This window comes from Prescottella subtropica, assembly GCF_005434945.1.
In the GTDB taxonomy this organism is placed as follows: Bacteria; Actinomycetota; Actinomycetes; order Mycobacteriales; family Mycobacteriaceae; genus Prescottella; species Prescottella subtropica.
This window is the reverse complement of the sequence record NZ_SKCH01000006.1, coordinates 154,938-174,636: the sequence shown is the minus strand read 5'-3', so window position 1 is coordinate 174,636 and position 19,699 is coordinate 154,938. Positions and strand designations below refer to the sequence as shown.

General features: G+C 69.5%; 15 protein-coding genes and 1 tRNA gene. 8 read left to right on the top strand and 8 right to left on the bottom strand.

Annotated elements, in window-relative coordinates; all coding sequences use genetic code 11:
- Positions 1-21: 21 nt before the first annotated feature.
- Both E0497_RS08730 and nudC read left to right on the top strand, forming a co-directional pair.
- Entirely contained in the window at positions 22-1,089 is a 1,068-nt protein-coding gene (locus E0497_RS08730; RefSeq protein ID WP_137724394.1) for a potassium channel family protein, read from the top strand.
- A gap of 10 nt (positions 1,090-1,099) precedes the next feature.
- Complete coding sequence (gene nudC, locus E0497_RS08725) at positions 1,100-2,044, top strand: NAD(+) diphosphatase (RefSeq protein WP_137724393.1); 945 nt, start codon at positions 1,100-1,102, stop codon at positions 2,042-2,044.
- Here the strand turns inward: nudC and E0497_RS08720 are convergent.
- Entirely contained in the window at positions 2,022-2,246 is a 225-nt protein-coding gene (locus E0497_RS08720; protein ID WP_137724429.1) for a mycoredoxin, read from the bottom strand. The genes nudC and E0497_RS08720 overlap by 23 nt on opposite strands.
- A gap of 114 nt (positions 2,247-2,360) precedes the next feature.
- Here E0497_RS08720 and E0497_RS08715 point away from each other — a divergent pair, with 114 nt between their 5' ends.
- The gene (locus E0497_RS08715; RefSeq protein WP_170312914.1) at positions 2,361-4,499 is read left to right on the top strand and encodes an ATP-dependent DNA helicase UvrD2; all 2,139 of its coding nucleotides are present in this window, start codon (positions 2,361-2,363) and stop codon (positions 4,497-4,499) included.
- A 21-nt stretch (positions 4,500-4,520) separates the two neighbouring features.
- Here the strand turns inward: E0497_RS08715 and E0497_RS08710 are convergent, their stop codons facing one another.
- A complete protein-coding gene (locus E0497_RS08710) occupies positions 4,521-6,578 on the bottom strand; it encodes an alkaline phosphatase family protein (RefSeq protein ID WP_137724391.1) in 2,058 nt (685 codons plus the stop codon).
- A 613-nt stretch (positions 6,579-7,191) separates the two neighbouring features.
- Here E0497_RS08710 and E0497_RS08705 point away from each other — a divergent pair.
- On the top strand, positions 7,192-7,494 hold the full coding sequence (locus tag E0497_RS08705; protein WP_170312920.1) for a WhiB family transcriptional regulator: 303 nt from the start codon (positions 7,192-7,194) through the stop codon (positions 7,492-7,494).
- A gap of 36 nt (positions 7,495-7,530) precedes the next feature.
- Here the strand turns inward: E0497_RS08705 and E0497_RS08700 are convergent, their stop codons facing one another.
- Both E0497_RS08700 and E0497_RS08695 read right to left on the bottom strand, forming a co-directional pair.
- Complete coding sequence (locus E0497_RS08700; RefSeq protein WP_137724389.1) at positions 7,531-8,877, bottom strand: ABC1 kinase family protein; 1,347 nt, start codon at positions 8,875-8,877, stop codon at positions 7,531-7,533.
- Positions 8,878-8,884: 7 nt separating this feature from the next.
- Positions 8,885-9,769: a hypothetical protein gene (locus tag E0497_RS08695; protein ID WP_137724388.1), complete on the bottom strand. Its 885-nt coding sequence runs from the start codon at positions 9,767-9,769 to the stop codon at positions 8,885-8,887.
- A 125-nt stretch (positions 9,770-9,894) separates the two neighbouring features.
- Between E0497_RS08695 and E0497_RS08690 the strand changes: the two genes are divergently transcribed.
- Positions 9,895-10,464 carry a M48 metallopeptidase family protein gene (locus E0497_RS08690; RefSeq protein WP_241665795.1) on the top strand — a complete coding sequence of 190 codons (570 nt, stop codon included), beginning with the start codon at positions 9,895-9,897 and terminating at the stop codon, positions 10,462-10,464.
- Between the two features lie 6 nt (positions 10,465-10,470).
- On the opposite strand, the gene E0497_RS08685 is transcribed toward E0497_RS08690, so the two are convergent.
- A complete protein-coding gene (locus E0497_RS08685; RefSeq protein ID WP_137724387.1) occupies positions 10,471-11,889 on the bottom strand; it encodes a zinc-dependent metalloprotease in 1,419 nt (472 codons plus the stop codon).
- Positions 11,890-11,992: 103 nt separating this feature from the next.
- Here E0497_RS08685 and E0497_RS08680 point away from each other — a divergent pair, with 103 nt between their 5' ends.
- Positions 11,993-13,045 (top strand): YlbL family protein, encoded by a 1,053-nt coding sequence (locus E0497_RS08680; RefSeq protein ID WP_194150309.1) that lies wholly within the window; start codon positions 11,993-11,995, stop codon positions 13,043-13,045.
- 10 nt (positions 13,046-13,055) lie between these two features.
- Here E0497_RS08680 and E0497_RS08675 read toward each other — a convergent pair whose 3' ends face one another.
- Complete coding sequence (locus E0497_RS08675; RefSeq protein ID WP_241665794.1) at positions 13,056-13,709, bottom strand: PPA1309 family protein; 654 nt, start codon at positions 13,707-13,709, stop codon at positions 13,056-13,058.
- Between the two features lie 174 nt (positions 13,710-13,883).
- Here E0497_RS08675 and E0497_RS08670 point away from each other — a divergent pair, with 174 nt between their 5' ends.
- On the top strand, positions 13,884-16,805 hold the full coding sequence (locus tag E0497_RS08670; protein ID WP_170312913.1) for a UPF0182 family protein: 2,922 nt from the start codon (positions 13,884-13,886) through the stop codon (positions 16,803-16,805).
- Positions 16,806-16,906: 101 nt separating this feature from the next.
- On the opposite strand, the gene E0497_RS08665 is transcribed toward E0497_RS08670, so the two are convergent.
- On the bottom strand, positions 16,907-17,464 hold the full coding sequence (locus E0497_RS08665) for a transglycosylase family protein (RefSeq protein WP_137724385.1): 558 nt from the start codon (positions 17,462-17,464) through the stop codon (positions 16,907-16,909).
- A 451-nt stretch (positions 17,465-17,915) separates the two neighbouring features.
- Here E0497_RS08665 and E0497_RS08660 point away from each other — a divergent pair.
- Positions 17,916-17,992, top strand: a tRNA-Met gene (locus E0497_RS08660).
- Positions 17,993-18,046: 54 nt separating this feature from the next.
- On the opposite strand, the gene E0497_RS08655 is transcribed toward E0497_RS08660, so the two are convergent.
- A complete protein-coding gene (locus E0497_RS08655; RefSeq protein ID WP_206663630.1) occupies positions 18,047-19,660 on the bottom strand; it encodes an acyl-CoA synthetase in 1,614 nt (537 codons plus the stop codon).
- Positions 19,661-19,699: the final 39 nt, after the last annotated feature.

Here is a 19,699-nt window from a genome sequence, read left to right as displayed (position 1 = left end):
CGAAAAGACAGGGACGGGTGAATGGCCGGTAGGTTGAGTGCGCGGTTCCGGAACTCGGACACGCTGACGGATCGCCCGGACTTCGCGCTCGTCGGCGTCCTGAAGGTTCCCGAACTGCAGACGAGCCCGGCACGGGCCATCCTGCGGCGCGTCTCGTACGCGCTCGCGGCGCTCGCGCTCGCGGTGGTCGTCGTCTATCTCGATCGGGACGGCTACAAGGACGCGCAGGAGAACCAGCTGTCACTGCTGGACTGCATCTACTACGCCACCGTGTCGCTGTCGACCACCGGCTACGGCGACGTCACCCCGATCACCCCGGAAGCGCGGCTGATCAACGTCCTGGTCATCACCCCGCTCCGCATCTTCTTCCTCATCGTCCTGGTCGGTACGACACTCTCGGCGCTCACCGAGAGTTCCCGTCAGGCATTCAAGATCCAGCGCTGGAGGCACCGCGTGCGCAACCACACCGTCGTCGTCGGATTCGGCACCAAGGGCCGCACCGCCATCGACGCCATGCTCGGTGACGGCATCAGCCCGTCGGACATCGTCGTCGTCGACACCGACTCCAGTGTGCTCGAGGTGGCGGCGAGCCTGGGACTGGTGACCGTGCACGGGTCGGCCACCAAGTCCGATGTGCTGCGCCTGGCCGGCGTGCAGAACGCGGCGTCGATCATCGTCGCCGCCAACCGGGACGACACCGCGGTCCTGGTGACGCTCACGGCGCGGGAGATCGCACCGAACGCCAAGATCGCGGCCGCGATCCGGGAGACCGACAACGCGCACCTGTTGCGGCAGTCCGGTGCCGACTCCGTCGTCGTCTCGTCCGACACCGCGGGCCGGCTCCTCGGGATCGCCCGCACCACCCCGAGCGTCGTGGAGATGATCGAGGATCTGCTCACCCCGGAGGCCGGGTTCGCGATCGCCGAACGCGAGGTGGAACCGGAGGAGGTCGGCGGGTCGCCGCGGCACCTGTCGGACATCGTGCTCGGCGTGGTGCGCGACGGCCGCCTGCTGCGGGTCGGCTCCCCGGAGGTCGACGCCGTCGAGGCCGACGACCTGCTGCTGTACATCCGGCGTGTCGGCAACTGAGCGCCCGGCCATGACCGACTTCGTCCTGACCGGCACACCCCTGCTGTCCCGCGCGGCACTCGACCGGGCCGAACACCTGCGGTCCGACGCGGACGCGCTGCGCGCCGGTTGGCCGGACGCCCGGCTGCTGCGGGTCGACGGCCGCGGCCGGGTGCGGATCTCCGGCGGCGACCTGCTGTTCGAACCGGCCACGGCACTCGGTGACGAGCCGGCGCGGGACGCAGTGTTCCTGGGTGTGCGGGACGAGCGGCACGTGTGGGCGGTGCGGGTACCGGCACTGGCCGGGGATCTCGGCGACCTACGGCGGATCGGCCAGGGCCTCGACGAGGCGACCGCGGGTCTGCTGACGACGGCGGTGGCGCTGCTCAACTGGCACGACCACGCCGGGTTCAGTGCGCTCGACGGCGCCCCGACCGCACCGACACTGTCCGGGTGGTCGCGGATCAGCACCAGCACCGGGCACGAGGAGTTCCCGCGCACCGACCCGGCGATCATCTGCCTCGTCCACGACGGCGGCGACCGGGTCCTGCTGGCACGGCAGCCGTCGTGGCCGCCGCGGATGTTCTCGGTGCTCGCCGGGTTCGTCGAGGCCGGGGAGTCGCTCGAGACGTGTGTGGCGCGGGAGATCCGCGAAGAAGTCGGCGTCGACGTCTCCGACATCCGGTATCTGGGGAGTCAGCCGTGGCCGTTCCCGCGGTCGGTGATGCTGGGCTTCGCGGCTGTCGGCGATCCCGCCGCCGCGCTGGAGTTCACGGACGGCGAGATCGCCGAGGCCCACTGGTTCACCCGCGATCAGGTGCGGGCGGCGCTCGACGCCGGCGACTGGGCGTCGGGGACGCAGGAGTCGTCGGACGCCGAGTTGCTGCTGCCCGGCTCGATCTCGATCTCACGGATCATGGTCGAGTCCTGGGCTGCGGCAGACCAGCGGACGCTCAGAGTCCGAGGGCCTGCTTGACCTGGGAGAGGGTCGGGTTGGTGGCGGTGCTGCCGTCGGCGTACTTCACGGTCGGAACCACGTGGTTGCCACCGTTGACGCTGCCGACGAAGTCGGCGGCCGCCGGATCGTCCTCGATGTCGACCACGACGTACGAGATGCCGTTCTCTTCGAGCTGCTTCTTGAGGCGTCGGCAGTAGCCGCACCAGGTGGTCGAGTACATGGTCAGGGCGGGAGCTTCGGTAGTCACGCGCCTATAACATCACGAGCGTGCCGGGATGTTCCCATCGTGGCCGGGTGCGGGTGGCCGGCCGGGATGTCGGTGCGCCCTGAGAGTATGGACGGCATGTCAGTGCGGCTCGACGAGGGTTTGGATCCGGAACAGTCGGCGGCGGTGCTCGCGCCCCGCGGCCCGGTGTGTGTGCTGGCGGGCGCCGGGACCGGCAAGACCCGCACCATCACCCGCCGTATCGCGCATCTCGTCGCGAACGGTCATGTGTCCGCCGGTCAGGTGCTCGCGGTCACGTTCACCGCGCGGGCGGCGGGGGAGATGCGCGGACGGTTGCGGGAACTCGGGGTCGGTGGCGGCGGCCCGCAGGTGCAGGCCCGCACGTTCCACGCGGCCGCGATGCGTCAGCTCAAGTACTTCTGGCCGCAGGTGGTCGGGGACATCGAGTGGCGGCTGCTCGACCGCAAGTTCCAGCTCGTCGGTCAGGCCGCGCACCGGGTGGGCCTGTCGACCGCCACCGACAGCCTCCGGGACCTGTCGAGCGAGATCGAATGGGCCAAGGGGTCACTCATCGCGCCCGAGGACTATCCGGCCGCTGCGGCGCGTACCCGCCGGGACATCCCGGCCGACGCCGAGAAGGTTGCCGCGGTCTACGCCGCCTACGAGCAGGGCAAGATCAGCCCGGACGGGATGCTCCTCGACTTCGACGACCTGCTGCTGCACACCGCGGCAGCCCTCGAGAACCATCCGACGGTCGCCGAGGAGTTCCGGGACCGCTACCGCTGTTTCGTCGTCGACGAATACCAGGATGTGACGCCGCTGCAGCAGCGGGTGCTCGACGCGTGGCTGGGGGACCGCGACGATCTCACCGTCGTCGGCGACGCCAACCAGACGATCTACTCGTTCACCGGTGCCACCCCGAAATTCCTGCTCGACTTCTCCCGACGCTTCCCGGACGCCACCGTCGTCCGCCTCGAACGCGACTACCGGTCGACGCCCGAGGTGGTGTCACTGGCCAACCGGGTCATCGGCGCCGCCCACGGCCGCATCGCCGGCACCCGGCTGAAACTGATCGGGCAGCGGCCCCCCGGACCGGAGCCGACGTTCGCCGAGTACGACGACGAACCGGCCGAGGCCACGGCGGTCGCCGCGCAGATCAGGACACTGATCGACGGTGGTGTCGACCCCGCCGAGATCGCGGTGCTGTACCGGATCAACGCCCAGTCCGAGGTGTACGAGCAGGCGCTCACCGAGGCCGGTATCCCGTACCAGGTGCGTGGCGGCGAGGGCTTCTTCACCCGGCAGGAGGTCCGGCAGGCGATCACCGCGCTGCGCGGCGCCGCCGCCCGCGACGATCTGCCGGACGGCGCCGACACCGGCGAGCAGTTGGTGACGCTGGTGCGGGCCGTGCTGGTGCCGCTCGGGCTCAGCGACGAAGAACCGGCCGGCACCCAGGCCCGGGAGCGGTGGAGTTCACTCACCGCGCTCGTCACCCTCACCGAGGACCTGCTGGTCCACGACCCGCACCTGACGCTCGGCGGGCTGCTCGCCGAACTCGCCGCCCGCTCCGAGGCCCGGCACCCCCCGGTCGTGCAGGGGGTGACCCTCGCGTCGCTGCACGCCGCGAAGGGCCTCGAATGGGATGCGGTGTTCCTCATCGGTCTCACCGAGGGGACGCTGCCGATCTCCCACGTGCTCGGCGACGCCGGTTCGCCCGGCGACGAGGCCGGGATCGAGGAGGAACGACGCCTCCTCTACGTCGGGGTGACCCGCGCCCGCGAACACCTCGCGCTGTCGTGGGCGCTCGCCCGCAACGAGGGCGGACGCAAGTCGCGGCGCCGCTCGAGGTTCCTGCACGGACTGATCCCCGACGACTCCCCGGCATCGAAAATCGCGGAGCCGCAACGGTCCTCACGGAAACGTCCACGCTGCCGGGTGTGCGGAAAACCGCTCATGGACGCCACCTCCAGCACCCTCGGCCGCTGTCAGGGCTGCCCGTCGAACCTCGACGCCGGACTGTTCGAGGCACTCAAGGACTGGCGCCGCGAGAAGGCGAAGGAGGCGAAGGTGCCCGCATACGTGGTGTTCACCGACAACACGTTGCAGGCCATCGCCGAACAGCAGCCGCAGGACGTGCGGTCCCTGACCGGGATCTCCGGGATCGGCGCCAAGAAACTCGACCAGTACGGCGCCGAGGTACTGGCGGTGGTGCGGGGCGAGCGGACGGCGGAACTCGACCTGACGTGAGCCGCCGCCCGCCCGCGTCCGCTATGCGCCGGCGAGCGAACCGGATCCGAGTGAACCGAATCCGACCGAGCCGGTGTCGACCGATCCGGTGACCGTCGAGCCGGTCCCCGGTGCCGGTTCCGGTGTCTGCCCGTCGCTGCGGAACGGGCTGGTGCGTGTGGGCTTCCCGTTCTCGAGCCGGCCCGTGTAGTACTGGCCGCCGACCGGCCCGGGGACGGTGACCTCGTACCAGCCGTCGCGCACCGACGTCGTCGTCAGATCACGCCCGTCCACGGTGATCGTCCCGGCCCGGTGATCGAGCTGCACACGGGCGCTCGACCCGCCCGCCGGGAACCGCAGATCGCGGAGGAACCGGTCGGGGCCGGTGACGACGACCCGTTCGGTGCCCGCCGGCAGCGGCACGATCTCGCGTCCGGTCACCGTCCGATGCGCCACCTCGGCCCCGTGGAAGACCCCGAACACCGCCGCGGACGATCCCTCGTTGACCAGATGCACCGCGCCGTCGACGACGTCCGCGGCGAGCCGGTACGGCGTGGGCAGGGCGGTGGCCGTGCCGGTCTCCTGGACCGGGACCTCGCCGCCCGGCTCGGCCTTCCATCGCTTCTCCAACACCGGCACCGGTCCCGGCTGTGCGGGCAGCGTCAGGCCCGTCGACGCAGAGAAGTCCAGGGTGGCCGTGAGATCCCCGCACACCCGTCGCCGCCAATCGGAGATGTTGCCGCACGGCACGCCGGTCACCTGCTCGAGGAACCGGACGACGGACGTGTGGTCGAACACCTCGGAGCACACCCGCCCACCCGCCGACCACGGGGAGATCACCGTGAGCGGCACCCGGAACCCCAGGCCCATCGGCAGGACGCCGTTCCACTCGCCGGGCTCCCCGGTCGGCGGCAGCGGCGGCACCACGTGGTCGAAGTAGCCGTCGAACTCGTCGAACATGATGAGCACCACCGTCTTCCGCCACACCTCCGGCGACGACGCGAGCGCGTCGAGCAGCTGGTAGGTGATGGTGGACGACTGGATCGGCGACGACGCCGACGGATGCTCGGAGTCGGCGGCCGTCGTGACGATCCAGGACACCGCGGGCAGCGACCCGGCCTCGACGTCCGCGCGGAACCGCCGCGCCAGCGAACCGGGCTCGCCGCGGTGCAGCGCCCGGTCGTAGAGCTCGGCCTGCGCGGCCGGCAGAGCCGCCGCGGCCGCGTGGACCGCGTCCGCCCGGCGCACCCGCTCGGCGTCGGCGGGCCCGGCGCCCAGACCCGAGAGCAGCCCCTCGAAGAATCCGTTGACGTCTCCACCGATCTCCCCGGCGGTCGCCACCGCGCTGCGCCCGATGTCGCGGAAGCTGCGGAAGAAGTCGAGATTGTTGTCGGTGTAGTTGTCCCACTCCTGGTAGACGCGCCAGTCGACGCCCGCGTCCTGCAGATCTTCGGCGTAGGTCCGCCAGCCGTAGCCGGGATGGTTCGAGTCGTAGGCGGCGTTGCCCACGGCGCGCCCGCCGCCGGGCTCGTCGCCGGTCGTACCGGAGAACAGGTAGTTGCGGTTGGGGCTGGTGGAGGTGGGGCACGAGCTGAAGTAGCCGTCGCACAGCGTGAACGTCTCGGCCAGCGCGAACTGGAACGGAATGTCGACACGGTCGTAGGCCGCCATCGTGGCCTGCCCCTTCGCCCCGATCCAGCCGTCGCACCGGCCGCCGTTCAGCGCCTGCTGCCCGTCCGGCCAGCCGTGCGGCAGCGACGCGATGTACTCGACGGACAGCTCGCCGCGGTTCGCGGCGTCACGCACCCGGAACGGGCGGACCCCCGACTGCTCGAACACCCCCGGCAGCGCCGAGTTGTCGGCGAAACCGCGCACCCCGCGCAGCGTCCCGAAGTAGTGGTCGAACGAGCGGTTCTCCTGCATGAGCACCACCACGTGCTCCACGTCGTCCAGAGAGCCGGCCGCCCGCGGCCGGGCCAGGGCGGCAGCCATCGACGGCGGGAGAAGTGTTGCGGCACCGGCTATTCCCGCGGCGCCCGCGGACAGGCCCAGGAAGTGACGGCGGGAGAAATCGGATATGCGTTTCGGGGAGGTTGCCATGATTCGCGACGCTAAATACGTCGACTGAACGGATCGTGGCAGGAGACCGACTTCCCGGTGTCGGGAGCACGAAACCGCAGGTAGAAAATAAGTTGTGCGGTCCGGGCGGGTCCCATAACCTGGAACGCATGCCACGGGGCGACCCGTGTGCGGTGCTAGATCGCCGGCCCGGCCGGTATGTCCTGTCGGCGACGAGATGAAAGGGAGGTGGCAACGATGAACGATCGGAACGCAACTGTGGTGAACGCAGCAGCACGTGCATCGGTGCCCGCAGTCGCATGCGCCTCCCTCCCCGCGGCCGACAGGGCCGCCGCGAGTGTCGCAGCGGCAGCACCGTACGCACCCCGCCCGCGCGCAGCAGCAGTTGCAGCAGCCGCCCGCGCATCCGTGGCCCGGAACCGACACCGAACCGTCGTTCGGTAGACACTCCGCCCGACCTCCCCAGGCCACGGATCGCGCACAGCGAACCGTGGCCTTCGTGTTTCGAGCGTGCATCGCTCCCGGCCATCACCCGCGGTTCGTGAAACCCACGACAGCCGGCATCCGCCGAGAACGAAACAGAGGAGACGACGTGTCTACCGCGACATGCCGAGTACAGAATGTGAACCACACCGTGTCCAACGGGCTGGGAGCCGTCCGCTCGGCACGCCGGGAACTGCCCTGCCGGACCGGCGACAACCCCGACCTGTGGTTCGCCGAGACCCCCGCCGACCTCGAACGCGCCAAGCAGTTGTGCGCCGACTGCCCGATCCGGACCCGCTGCCTCACAGCCGCCCTCGACCGCGGTGAACCGTGGGGTGTGTGGGGCGGCGAGATCCTCGACCAGGGGGCCGTCATCGCCTGCAAACGGCCCCGGGGAAGACCCCGGAAACATCCGGTGCCCCCGAGCCGGGACGCGACACTGGTGTGCGCCTGACACCCACCACTGTGGCCGAATGTCACACGCGTTCAGTCAGACCGAACCGATGTGACATTCGGCCACGGTGCCGTCGTCGGTGAAACCGGGCAGCCAGGTGCTGAGGATCCCCATGTAGGGGGCTTCGGCGTCGAGTTGTGCGCAGATGCCGACCGAGCCGAGGAGCACCCGGAAGATCATCAGGTATTCGGGTGGCAGGTTGAGGGCGCGGGCCGTCCGGAAATGCGAGCCCTGCAGGTCGGTGGCCGTCCCGGCGGCCTTCTGCAGCCACGCCCGCGTGAAGTGGAACGACTCGGTCCGGATGGGGTCGGTGAACGGGCGCAGGTAGTCCGCGATCTCCACGTCGGTGACGGTGCGACCGGGCAGCACGAAACCGCCTGAGCGCAACAACTCGGTCAGCTCGTCGAACCGTTCCTCGAGGCTGAGCCGGACCATCCTGCCGAGCACCGGCGGAAACCCGTCCGGCATCGGTGCACAGGCGCCGAAATCGATGATGCCGAGCCTGCCGTCGCCGAGCAGCATGAAATTGCCCGGATGCGGATCGCAGTGCAGCAGGCCCACCGTGGCGGGGGAGACGAAATGGAACTCGGCGAGCAGGGCGCCCGCCGTGTTGCGCTGCTCGGTGGTGCCGCCGGTGACGATCGCCGACAGGGGTGTCGCCGCCATCCACTCGGTGACCACCACCTTGGGGGAACTCGCGACGACCCGCGGCACCGCGAACTTCGGGTCGCCGTCGAACACCTTCGCGAACGCCCGCTGGTTGTCGGCCTCGATCCGGTAGTCGAGTTCCTCCTCGGTGCGGGCACTGAGCTCGTCGAGAACCGGTTTGACGTCGGTGCCGGGGACGATCGACGTGAACAGGCCGGCGAACCGGGACAGCGTCTTCAGGTCCGCCCGCAGCGCCTCGTCGGCACCCGGATACTGCACCTTGACGGCCACCTCACGGCCGTCCGACCACACCGCCCGATGCACCTGCCCGATACTGGCCGACGCGGTGGGGGAGTCGTCGAACTCGCGGAACCGTTCCCGCCAGCGGGTGCCGAGCTGCTGATCGAGCACCCGATGCACCTGCTTCGCGGGCAGCGGCGGCGCCTCGGCCTGCAGTTTGGTGAGCGCCTCCCGGTACGGTTCGGCGAACTCGGCGGGGACCGCGGCCTCCATCACCGACAGCGCCTGCCCCAGTTTCATCGCACCGCCCTTGAGTTCACCGAGCACGGTGAACAACTGTTCGGCGGCCTTCGCGGTCAGTTCGGCGTCGATCGTGTCCCGGTCACCGCCGGTCAGCTTCCTGCCGAACCCCATCGCGGCCCGCCCGGCGATACCCAGCGGAATACTCGCGAGCTTGGCGGTGCGGGCGGTACTTCTGCGGGGGATATCGGGCACCCGACCATCATGACCGAAGAATCTCGGGTTCGTCCAAGAAGCGTGAGCAGGTACACCGTGGATTGCGGGGCCACGGACGGACCGCGAGACGGTGCTCGTCGAGGTCGAGTTCCAGGGTTGCGTCCAGGGTCGCCGGGGCCGGATGCGCCACCCCGGACAGCACCTTCTCGAGCTGACCCAACGCCACCGCGGCCGTCGCCAGCACCGCGGCCGGCCCCGCATAGCCGACCCGGCCCAGCAGTTGTGCGGCCACGTGCGGCCACTCGTCGTCGACGGCGCAGCGCGTCAGATCCGCGCACCGCAGGCAACTCGTGCGACCGGGCAGCACCAGCGGACCGACGATTCCCCGGCCGTCCCGCAGCCGCACCTGCAGATGCGGGACACCCGCCGCGAACAGGGCGTCGACGAGTCGCGGATCGGCGACGAGATCGTCGGTGAGGACGACGCACAGACAGTTCCACCGAGTGACGTCGGTGTCGGTGGTGAAGTGCGTCGAACGATGCACCCGCACCGGTGCACGGACCAGCCCGGCGGCGATCGCGTCGGCGAGCGGGCCGCGCCCGTGGACCCGGATCGTGCGGGTGTCGTCGGGTGCGACCGGTTCGGGCCGCAGCAGCCCCGCCTCGGCGAACTCGCTCAGCAGCGTCGACATGTCGGCGGCCGCGATCCCGCGCTCGACCGCCCGCCACACGATCGTCGGCCGCGGCGTCCGGCCGTCGAGCAACTCGAGCACCGACACCAGTGCGGCGGCGTCCACCCCGTCCGGTGGGGTGAGGATCAGCGCGGTGTCCGGATCCCAGCCGATCTGCACCCGGCCGCTCGGCCGGATCAGGATCGGCAGCCGCGGATCGAGTGCGGGCCGGGAATGTCGTCTCACGGGTGCCTGCGTCATGGCTCGACGATCGCAGACGCGACACCGCTCGCCGGGGCGGAGGAGTGGGTTATCCACAGGGTGAAACCCAGGTTGATCTGGGAGTTTGCCATCCAGGAAGGATTGGCGGGATAACGTGATCGTTCGTGACAGAGAGTCCCGACGTGGAGATCCGGCGCAGTGCCCGCCGCCGACGCACCGTCAGCGCCCGCCGCGAGGGCGACAAGGTGATCGTGCTCGTGCCCGCCGGACTGTCGCCGCAGGCGGAGGACGACCTCGTCGCCGAGATGATCGGCAAACTGGACCGGGCCGACCGGCGGGCCGCCTCCCGCGCCGGCCGTGTCGAACACAGTGACACCGACCTCGCCGACCGCGCACAGCTGCTGTCGCAGCGCTGGCTCGGCGGGGCGGCCCGCCCGGTGTCGGTGCGGTGGGTGCCGCCGATGCGGACGCGGTGGGCGTCGTGCACACCGCACGACGGCACCGTCCGCGTCAGCGAACTGCTGCAGACGGTGCCGTCGTACGTGCTGGACTACGTACTCGTCCACGAACTCGTGCACCTGTACGTTCTCGGCGGCCACAACGACCGTTTCTGGGCGCAGGTGCACCGCTACCCGAAGGCCGAACGAGCCGTGGGCTATCTCGAGGCGTACGCGGCGGTCACCCGGCAGCCGGACCTCGCCGACCTGGACGAGGCCGACTGCGAGGGAGACTGACCCAGGTCAGCTCGCGGAGTCGCCGCCCTCACGCTTCTTCTCCTCGCGCTCACGGGCCTCGGTCTGCTCGAGCTGCGCGATCGGATCGTGGAACGTGTCGGTGGTACCGCCCCCGAGGATCCGGTCGACGAACGCGGCCGGGTTGTCGAGGTCGGACGCGTCGGGCAGCAGATCCGGATGCGCCCACACACCGTCACGGGCGTCCATGCCGGTGTCGGTGGTGAGGCGCCGCCACAACTGCGCGGCCTCCCGGACCTTGCGGGGCCGCAGTTCGAGACCGACGAGCGTCGCGAACGTCTGCTCGGCCGGGCCGCCCGTGGCGCGGCGGCGGCGCAGCGTCTCCGTGAGGGCGGCCGCACCGGGCAGTCGGTCGCCGAGCGCCTCCGACACCACCGTCTCCACCCAGCCCTCGACGAGCGCGAGCATCGTCTCGAGCCGTTCGAGGGCCTGCTTCTGCTCCGGGGTGGTCTGCGGTTCGAACGCGCCCTGGGACAGGATCTTCTCGATCTGCGACGGATCGGTCAGCGCCGACGGGTCCAGACCCTGCGCGGCCTCCTCGATGGCCGAGAAGTCCATCTTGATGCCACGCGCATAGTCCTCGACGGTCGACAGCAGACGCTGCCGGAGCCACGGCACGTGACTGTAGAGCCGCTGGTAGGCGGCCTCGCGGGCCGCGATGAACACCAGCACCTCGCGGTGCGGCTGCTCGAGGCCCTCACTGAACGCCTCGATGGCGGCCGGCAGCAGTGCGGCCGCGCCGGCGGGGCCGAGCGGCAGACCGATGTCGGACGAGGTGAGCACCTCCTTCGACAGCTGTCCCAGCGCCTGACCGAGCTGCGACCCGAACGTCAGACCACCCATCTGGGTGAGCATCCCGGCCATCGGCCCGATCATCGACCGGGCCTCCTCGGGCAGACCCTGCACCCACATCCCGGACACCTGCTGGGCCACCGGATCGCACAGCCGCTTCCACGTGTCGAGGGTGCCGTCGAGCCAGTCGTTCGCCGTCCACGCCAGCGTGCGGGTCGCACCCGCCGGCAGCGTCGTCGCACCGTCGAGCCACAGCTCCGCGAGACGGGCGGCGTCGGACACCGCGGACGTCGTGCCCTCGGTGATCGGGGCGACCGTGCCGATCTGCTGACGGGCCAGGTTCTTGGCGACCTCGTAGTTGACGGGACCGGACTGTCCGCCCTGCCCCATCGCGCTACCCATGCCGCTGAGCATCTGCCCGAACTGGGTGAGCATCTGGCCGAGATCGGCGGGATTGAAGTTGCCGCCGCCCGGGCCGCCGGCCCCACCGAGGCCGAACGCGCTGGGATCGAACCCGAACGGCTGACCGGACGCGCCGCCCTGGTTGCCGCCCGCGTCCTTCTTCCGGTCCGGGTCGTCGTCGGGGCTGGAGAAGCCGAAGGGCAGATCGCTCATGGTTTCAACGGTACAAGGCGACACGCCCGATGGCTCCCACAGCGATCACGCTGACGGCGAACGCCCGCGCCGGAGGATTCCCCGCGGCCTCTATTCTGGCCGGGTGAACCGACGGATGGTGACCTTGCTGGCAGCGTTGGCCCCGGTGGTGGCTCTCGGGGTACTCGGGACGACGGTGAAGGTGCCGTTCGTCGCGCTCGGTCCCGGCCCGACGATCAACACTCTCGGCGAGGCGGACGTCGACGTGGACGGGACGATCCAGCGCCGGCCCGTCGTCGACATCGAGGGTATCGATCTCGACCCCACCAGCGGAAACCTCAACATGACGACCGTCGCGGTGCGGGGCAACCTGTCGCTGTTCGACGCGCTCGGGCTGTGGGCGAGCGGCCGGCACGGACTCGTCCCGCGCGAGGAGGTGTATCCGCCGCAGAAGACGAAGGACGAGGTGCAGCAGGAGAACGCCCGGCAGTTCCGGAAATCCGAGAACAGCGCCGAACTGGCCGCCCTGCGGTTCCTCGGCGAGCCGGTGGCGCTCGAGGTGACGACCGTCGCAGACGACGGACCGGCCGCGGCCGTCCTGAAGCAGGGGGACCTGATCCTGAGGGTGAACGACATCGTCGTCGACTCCCTCACCACGCTGCAGGACGTCATCGGCGCGACCGCCCCGAGCACCCCGGTGCAGATCACCTACCGCCGCGACGGTGTCGAGTCGACGACGCCGGTCACCCTCGGTTCCCGCCCGGACGACGCCGGCACGGGCAAGGGCTATCTCGGGATCGATGCAGTGCTGGTGCCGGACGTGCCGTTCACCGTCACGTTCAACCTCGCCGACATCGGCGGACCGTCGGCCGGACTGATGTTCAGCCTCGCGGTCGTCGACAAGCTGAGCACCGGCGAACTCAACGGCGGCGGCTTCGTCGCCGGCACCGGCACCATCGACCCGGACGGCAACGTCGGGCCGATCGGCGGCATCCCGTTCAAGATGGTCGCCGCACGGGAAGCCGGTGCGACGACCTTCCTGGTGCCCGCGAACAACTGCGACGAGGCCGTCGCCACCCGGCCCGAGGGTCTCGACCTGGTGAAGGTCGAGACCCTGTCCGGCGCGGTGGACGCCCTCGACGCGATCGACGTCGGAGCCCCCGCCCCCAGTTGCTGACCTCCGGGTCCTACAGGTCCGGGTCCGCCTCGAGTGTCGCGTACAGCGCGGACACCACGCCGGGCGCGAGGTTGTCGTAGGTGCGCAGTTCCAGTCCCGCGAACGGATCGTCGTCGTCGGTGGGACGCAGCTGCAGCAACGCGATCGACGGACCGTCCCGCAGCACCGCGGCGATCAGCCGGGCCTCCCGACGGTCCGGGTGCCCCTCGGCGGCCGTCCGGGCGGCCTCGTCGGCGGTGTGCCGATCCGACAGGGCGGGGGCCGCGGCCTCGTCGACAGCGGAGTCCAGTTCGAGTTCGGCGGCCGGCGGCAGGACCACGATCTCCTGCACCAGGACACAGCCGACGATCTCGGACGGCCAACTGGTGGTGGCGAGGAACTCGTCGAGCGCGGGGGAGCCGCCCTCGACGTCGTCGGGCAGGGACTCCTGCTCGATCGGCGTCAGCTCGGCGCCGTCGTCGAGCTGATCGAGCAGTGACGGCTCCGCCGCCGCGATCAGCGCGGTCGGTACGAGCGCGAACATCACCGGCGGCCGACCCCACCCGTTGCCGTCGACGAAATCGATCACCTCGTGCACGCATCGGCGCAGAGATTCGTCGGATCGGCTCACGTGCGACCCGCCGCCGACCGGGCCATCCCCGGAGAACACACCATTGCTATCCATCACTTCCCTATCCTTGCACCAGGGGTTCGCGTCGACGCCCGTCGGTCATGGCGCCCGCGACGGACCCTCGGCACGTAGAGTGGGACGAAACGGTCACTCTCTGGTGACGCTGGACGGTGCATTGGCTGCGGCGCGAAGGCGTCGCCGGATTTGTAGGGAGAGTGGCACGTGGGCATGAGGCCCCCCGCCGGACTACCTTCGTTGTCGAAACGCACACGCGTGCTGTTGATCCTGGCGTTGATCGCAGCCGCGTTGCTGCTGTTCGGCCCCCGGTTCGTCGACGTCTACACCGACTGGCTGTGGTTCGGTGAAGTCGACTTCCGCAGCGTGTTCAGCACGGTCGTGGTCACCCGGATCGTGTTGTTCCTGGTCGTCGGACTGGTCGTCGGACTGATCGTGTGGCTGGCACTGCTGCTGGCCTACCGGTCGCGGCCGATGTTCCTGCCGTCACCCGGCGCCAACGACCCCGTCGCGCGCTACCGCACGTCGGTGATGGCGCGGCAGAAGTTGTTCGGGATCGGTATCCCGGTCGTCATCGGACTGTTCGCCGGCCTCGTCGGGCAGGCCGGCTGGTCGATCGTGCAGTTGTTCCTCAACCGGGAATCGTTCGGTGTCACCGACCCTCAGTTCGGTAAGGACATCGGCTTCTACGCGTTCTCGCTGCCGTTCTACCAGTTCGTCCTCAACTGGCTGTTCGTCGCCGTGGTCATCGCGTTCTTCGCGAGCCTGGTCACCCACTACATCTTCGGTGGCCTGCGCCTCGGCAACCGGCAGAGCGCCCTGACCCGGGCCGCCCGCGTCCAGCTCGCGGTCCTCGCGGGCACGTTCGTCCTGCTCAAGGCCGTGTCCTACTGGTTCGACCGGTACGCGCTGCTGTCCAGCAGCCGCAAGGAACCCACGTTCACCGGCGCCGGCTACACCGACATCAACGCGGTGCTCCCGGCCAAGCTGATCCTCATGTCGATCGCGATCATCTGTGCGATCGCGTTCTTCGCGGCGATCTTCCTGCGCGACCTGCGGATCCCCGCGATGGCCGTCGCCCTGCTCGTGTTCTCGTCGATCCTCGTCGGCGCCGTGTGGCCGCTGATCGTCGAACAGTTCTCCGTCAAGCCGAACGCGGCCGACAAGGAACGCGCCTACATCGAACGGAACATCGCGGCGACCCGGCAGGCGTACGGGATCACCGACGACATGGTCGACTACGTCGACTACTCCGGGAAATCCGTGAAGCAGCCCAAGGACGTGCCGGCGGATGTCACGACCATTGCGAACACCCGCCTGCTCGACCCGAACGTGCTCTCCCCGACGTTCACCGCGCAGCAGCAGCTCAAGAACTTCTACGCGTTCCCGAAATCGCTCAACATCGACCGGTACGAGGTCGACGGTCAGGTCCGCGACTTCGTCGTCGCCGCCCGCGAACTGTCCCCGTCGAGCCTGCAGGACAACCAGGCGGACTGGATCAACAAGCACACCGTGTACACGCACGGCAACGGCTTCGTCGCGGCCTACGCCAACCAGGTGACCGCCGTCAGCGGCGACGCCCAGAACAACACCGGCGGCTACCCGATCTACAGCGTCAGCGACCTCACCACCAAGCCGACGGACAAGGCGCTCGAGGTGGAGAACCCGCGGATCTACTACGGACCGGTCATCGCCGCGTCCGACGCCGACTACGCGATCGTCGGCGGCGACCCGGGCAGCGCCCCCCGCGAATACGACATCGACGGCCAGAACTACACCTACACCGGTGGCGGCGGTGTCGGTATCGGCAACTGGTTCAACCGGTTGGCGTTCGCGAGCAAGTACACCGAACGCAACATCCTGTTCTCGGGTGCCATCGGCTCCGACTCGAAGATCATCTACAACCGGGATCCCGCCGACCGCGTCAACAAGGTCGCGCCGTGGCTGACCACCGACGGCGCCGTGTACCCGGCGGTCGTCGACGGCCGGATGCAGTGGATCGTCGACGCCTACACCACGCTCGACAACTACCCGTACGCGCAGCGGTCGTCGCTCGACGGACTGGTCCAGGACAGCGCCACCAACCAGACCCCGGGTCGGATGCTGCCCAAGCAGGAAGTCTCGTACATCCGTAACTCGGTGAAGGCCACCGTCGACGCGTACGACGGCACCGTCACCCTCTACCAGGTCGACGAGAACGACCCGGTCCTCAAGGCGTGGATGGGTGTCTTCCCCGACACCGTCAAGCCCAAGTCGGACGTCTCCGCCGACCTGCAGGAACACTTCCGGTACCCGGAGGACCTGTTCAAGGTGCAGCGTCAGATGCTCGGGAAGTACCACGTCGACGACCCGGCGGTGTTCTTCAGCAACAACGCGTTCTGGTCGGTTCCCAGTGATCCGACGGTCGACACCGACAAGAACCAGCCGCCGTACTACGTGCTGTCCGGCAACCCCGACACCGCCAAGCCCCAGTTCGTGCTCACCAGCCCGATGGAGGGCTTCAACCGGGAACTGCTCGCGGCATACATTTCGGTGCAGTCCGATCCCGAGCACTACGGCAAGTTCCGGGTCCTGCAGCTGCCCACCGAGACCCAGACCCAGGGCCCGCAGCAGGCGCAGTCCACGATGACGTCGAACACGAAGGTCGCCAGTGAGCTGGCACTGCTCGGTCAGGCGAACAAGGTGATCTACGGCAACCTGCTCACCCTGCCCATCGGCGACGGCGGCATCCTCTACGTCGAACCGATCTACACGCAGCGGAAGAATGCGACCAACGCGTTCCCGCAGCTCGCCCGCATCATGGTCAGCTTCACCGACACCACCGGCATCCGCGTCGGCTACGCGCCGACCCTCGCCGAAGCACTCGACCAGGTGTTCGGCTCCGGCGCAGGCAACGCTGCCACCGCACCCAGCGGTGAAACCCCGCCGCCCGCACCGGAAGCGGAAGGCCAGACCCCGCCGCCCACGCCGACCCCGTCCGGACAGCCCGCCGACAAGGCCGCCGCGATCACCCAGCTCGACTCGGCGCTCGCCACGCTCCAGTCGGCGCAGCAGAGCGGCGACTTCAAGGCCTACGGCGACGCCCTCGAACAACTGCAGAAGGCCGTCCAGGCATACAAGAACGCCGGCGGGTAACCCGCCCGGCGACGGACGAAGGCGCACTCCCGCGCCGACAGCTGAAGGGACCCTTTGTGCGCTCACAGCGCACAAAGGGTCCCTTCAGCTGTTACGGGGGACTACTTCGTCAGCGCGGCCTTGATGTCGCCGAGGACGTGGCCGTGGGTGTCGAGGGTCTGCTGGAACTGGTCGGCGACACCGTGCTGTTCGGCGAGTCCGCGGGCGACGTCGACGACATGGTCGAGGTATTCGGCGGTCGCCGCGGGCTGCGGTGCGACGACGGCGGGCGCCGGGGCGGGTGCCGGGGCGGGCTCGACGGGCGCGGGCATCGGGGCGGGCTCGGCGACGGTCAGGTACTTGCCGCAGTGCGGCCAGGCGCCGGGGCCCTGCGAGACGAGGGTGTTCTCGGCGACGCGGATCTGCTCTTCCTTCGACGCGCCGTGCGGGGAGCCGGTGCCGCCGTTGGCGGTCCAGGTGCTCTGCGAGAACTGGAGGCCACCGTAGTAGCCGTTGCCGGTGTTGATGCCCCAGTTGCCGCCGCTCTCGCACTGTGCGACGCCGTCCCAGTTGTGGGTGGCGGCGGATGCGGCGGGGGTGGTGAGGGCGAGTGGGGCGGTGACGATGGCGCCGGCGACGGCGGCGAGGCCGATGCTGCGCGCGGTGATGCTGATGGTCATGCGGGGTGAATCCTCTCCTGCGCGACGCGAGCGGCCGGCAGGACGGTGGTTCTCGTCCCGGGCGTGCGATCTTCGCGTCCCTGCCCCTCGACGGATGTGTCGTACCGGTCCCGCGGGGGCAGTGCTGGCAGCGCCGGGTCGGTCGGTTGCGGGCTCGTTCGTCACGAGCCGGTAACGAACGTACGACAGGGTTCGGGGGGGAGTCACATCGAAAAAACAGACTTGATGGTTTGTGAATTTTCGACTTCCGGCGGAGTTTTCGCAGGTCGAACGCACCCATTGGCGAGTCGCGACGGGAGTGTTACATACCCGTTACGTGAGATGGATTACCGGGATTTCGTGAACTGCACCACATTCGGCGGGGCGCTCAGCGTCGGCACGGATGTCGATCCGGTCCGCGTACAGGCGATTTGCCTTCCGTTCCACCGCTCGTGTAACTTCGTTCATGCATCGCGGGGTGGAGCAGCTCGGTAGCTCGCTGGGCTCATAACCCAGAGGTCGCAGGTTCAAATCCTGTCCCCGCTACCACTCGAAAACCCCCGTCCTGATTCAGGGCGGGGGTTTTCGCATGTCTGCCGGTGCTCAGTGCGTCTCGCCGTCGGTCTCCACCAGCACCCGGCGCAGCAGTTTCCCGGTCGCATTGCGGGGAAGCTCGTCGACGAACACGACGTCCCGTGGCACCTTGTAGCGGGCCAGATTCGCCTTGACGTGGGAGCGGATGTCGTCGGCGTCGCGTGCCGACCCCGGTGCCGGAACCACGAACGCGCGCAGTCGGTGCCCGAACTCGTCGTCGGCGACCCCGACGACGGCGACCTCGAGGACGTCGGCGCGTTCGGCGAGGACGTTCTCCACCTCGAGGGGGTACACGTTCTCGCCGCCGGAGACGATCATGTCGTCGTCGCGGCCGTCGACGAACAGTAGTCCGTCCGTGTCGAAGTGGCCGACGTCGCCGGTGGAGAGCATGCCGTCGATGCGCTCCTTGTCGCGGCCGTCGGTGTAACCGGCGAAGCTCAGGCCGCTGCGCGCGAAGATGCGTCCCACCACGTTCGGTGCGGTGATCTTCCGTCCGGCGTCGTCGATCAGGGCGATGTGGCACGTCGCCGGTGCCCGTCCCGCGGTGCCGGGGGCACGCTCGAGATCGTCGGGGGTGGCGACGGTGACGGCGGCGACCTCGGTGGACCCGTAGAAGTTGTGCAGCACCTTCCCGAACGCCTGCTGGGTGCGGATGCACAGGTCGGGGGACAGCGACGACCCGGCCGCGAAGATCACCTTCAGGTTCGACGTGTCGTAGCGGGACAGCACCTCCGGTCCTAGGTCGACGATCCGCTGCAGCATCGTCGGCACCAGGACGAGCGTGTCGGCCCGATGTTCGGCGAGCAGTCGGACCGTCGCCTCCGGGTCGAAGCGGCGCGACAGCACGATCGTGTTCTCGAGCGCCAACCCCAGTGCCAGTTGCGAGAGTCCGGTGCCGTGGAACGCCGGCGCCGGCATGACAAGGATCTGATTGGGCCGCAACGGGATCCGGTCGAGGAACTGGGCCGTCACGAACGGGGACGTGTGCCCGCGCGGCGCCCCCTTCGGGGTGCCGGTGGTGCCGCTGGTGAGCAGGATGAACGTGCCCGGCTCGTCCGGGGCCGGCACCGAGGCGGTGGACCGGCCGTCGATCACATCGTCGAGGGTGCGGACCGGCTCCTCGGCCGGCGGTGTGCGGACGGGGCCGTCGACCCACGCCAGCAGCGGGGTGACGTCCGACGGCAACGCGTCCGCGACGTCCGCGAATTCGGTGTCGAACACGAAGTGCCGCACACCTTCCCGCTGCGCGACGTCGGCGAGCTGGCGGCGGGCGAATCCGGTGTTCATCAGCACCAGCCGGATCCCGGCCTTCGCGGCGGCGAGCATCGTCACCACCAGATAGCGGTGGTTGCGGCACATCGCGCCGACGCACGTCCCGGCGCCGATGCCCGCGGCCCGCCACCCCCGCACCAGCGCGTTCGACAGTTCCTCGAGCTCACGGTAGGTGAGCGGCCCCCGCTCGTCGATCAGGGCGACCCGGTCCCGCCCGGTCGAGGCGTGCGCGTGGACGGCGCCGGCGAACGGCCCGTACCGGTCGACGGCGCGCAGCAGCACGATGCCCTCGTCGACACGGGGAAACGGGATCAGTCCGGACCGGCCCATCACGCACACCGCACGCAACATGTCGGTGATCTTCGTCAGAACGTCCTGCACGGCGGCTCC

Bases quoted from the DNA above. Each gene is read 5' to 3' on its own strand.
- E0497_RS08730 (WP_137724394.1), top strand. From the start codon at position 22: ATGGCCGGTAGGTTGAGTGCGCGGTTCCGGAACTCGGACACGCTGACG.
- nudC (WP_137724393.1), top strand. From the start codon at position 1,100: ATGACCGACTTCGTCCTGACCGGCACACCCCTGCTGTCCCGCGCGGCA.
- E0497_RS08720 (WP_137724429.1), bottom strand. From the start codon at position 2,246: ATGTACTCGACCACCTGGTGCGGCTACTGCCGACGCCTCAAGAAGCAG.
- E0497_RS08715 (WP_170312914.1), top strand. From the start codon at position 2,361: ATGGACGGCATGTCAGTGCGGCTCGACGAGGGTTTGGATCCGGAACAG.
- E0497_RS08710 (WP_137724391.1), bottom strand. From the start codon at position 6,578: ATGGCAACCTCCCCGAAACGCATATCCGATTTCTCCCGCCGTCACTTC.
- E0497_RS08695 (WP_137724388.1), bottom strand. From the start codon at position 9,769: ATGACGCAGGCACCCGTGAGACGACATTCCCGGCCCGCACTCGATCCG.
- E0497_RS08685 (WP_137724387.1), bottom strand. From the start codon at position 11,889: ATGAGCGATCTGCCCTTCGGCTTCTCCAGCCCCGACGACGACCCGGAC.
- E0497_RS08675 (WP_241665794.1), bottom strand. From the start codon at position 13,709: ATGGATAGCAATGGTGTGTTCTCCGGGGATGGCCCGGTCGGCGGCGGG.
- E0497_RS08670 (WP_170312913.1), top strand. From the start codon at position 13,884: ATGAGGCCCCCCGCCGGACTACCTTCGTTGTCGAAACGCACACGCGTG.
- E0497_RS08665 (WP_137724385.1), bottom strand. From the start codon at position 17,464: ATGACCATCAGCATCACCGCGCGCAGCATCGGCCTCGCCGCCGTCGCC.
- E0497_RS08655 (WP_206663630.1), bottom strand. From the start codon at position 19,660: ATGTTGCGTGCGGTGTGCGTGATGGGCCGGTCCGGACTGATCCCGTTT.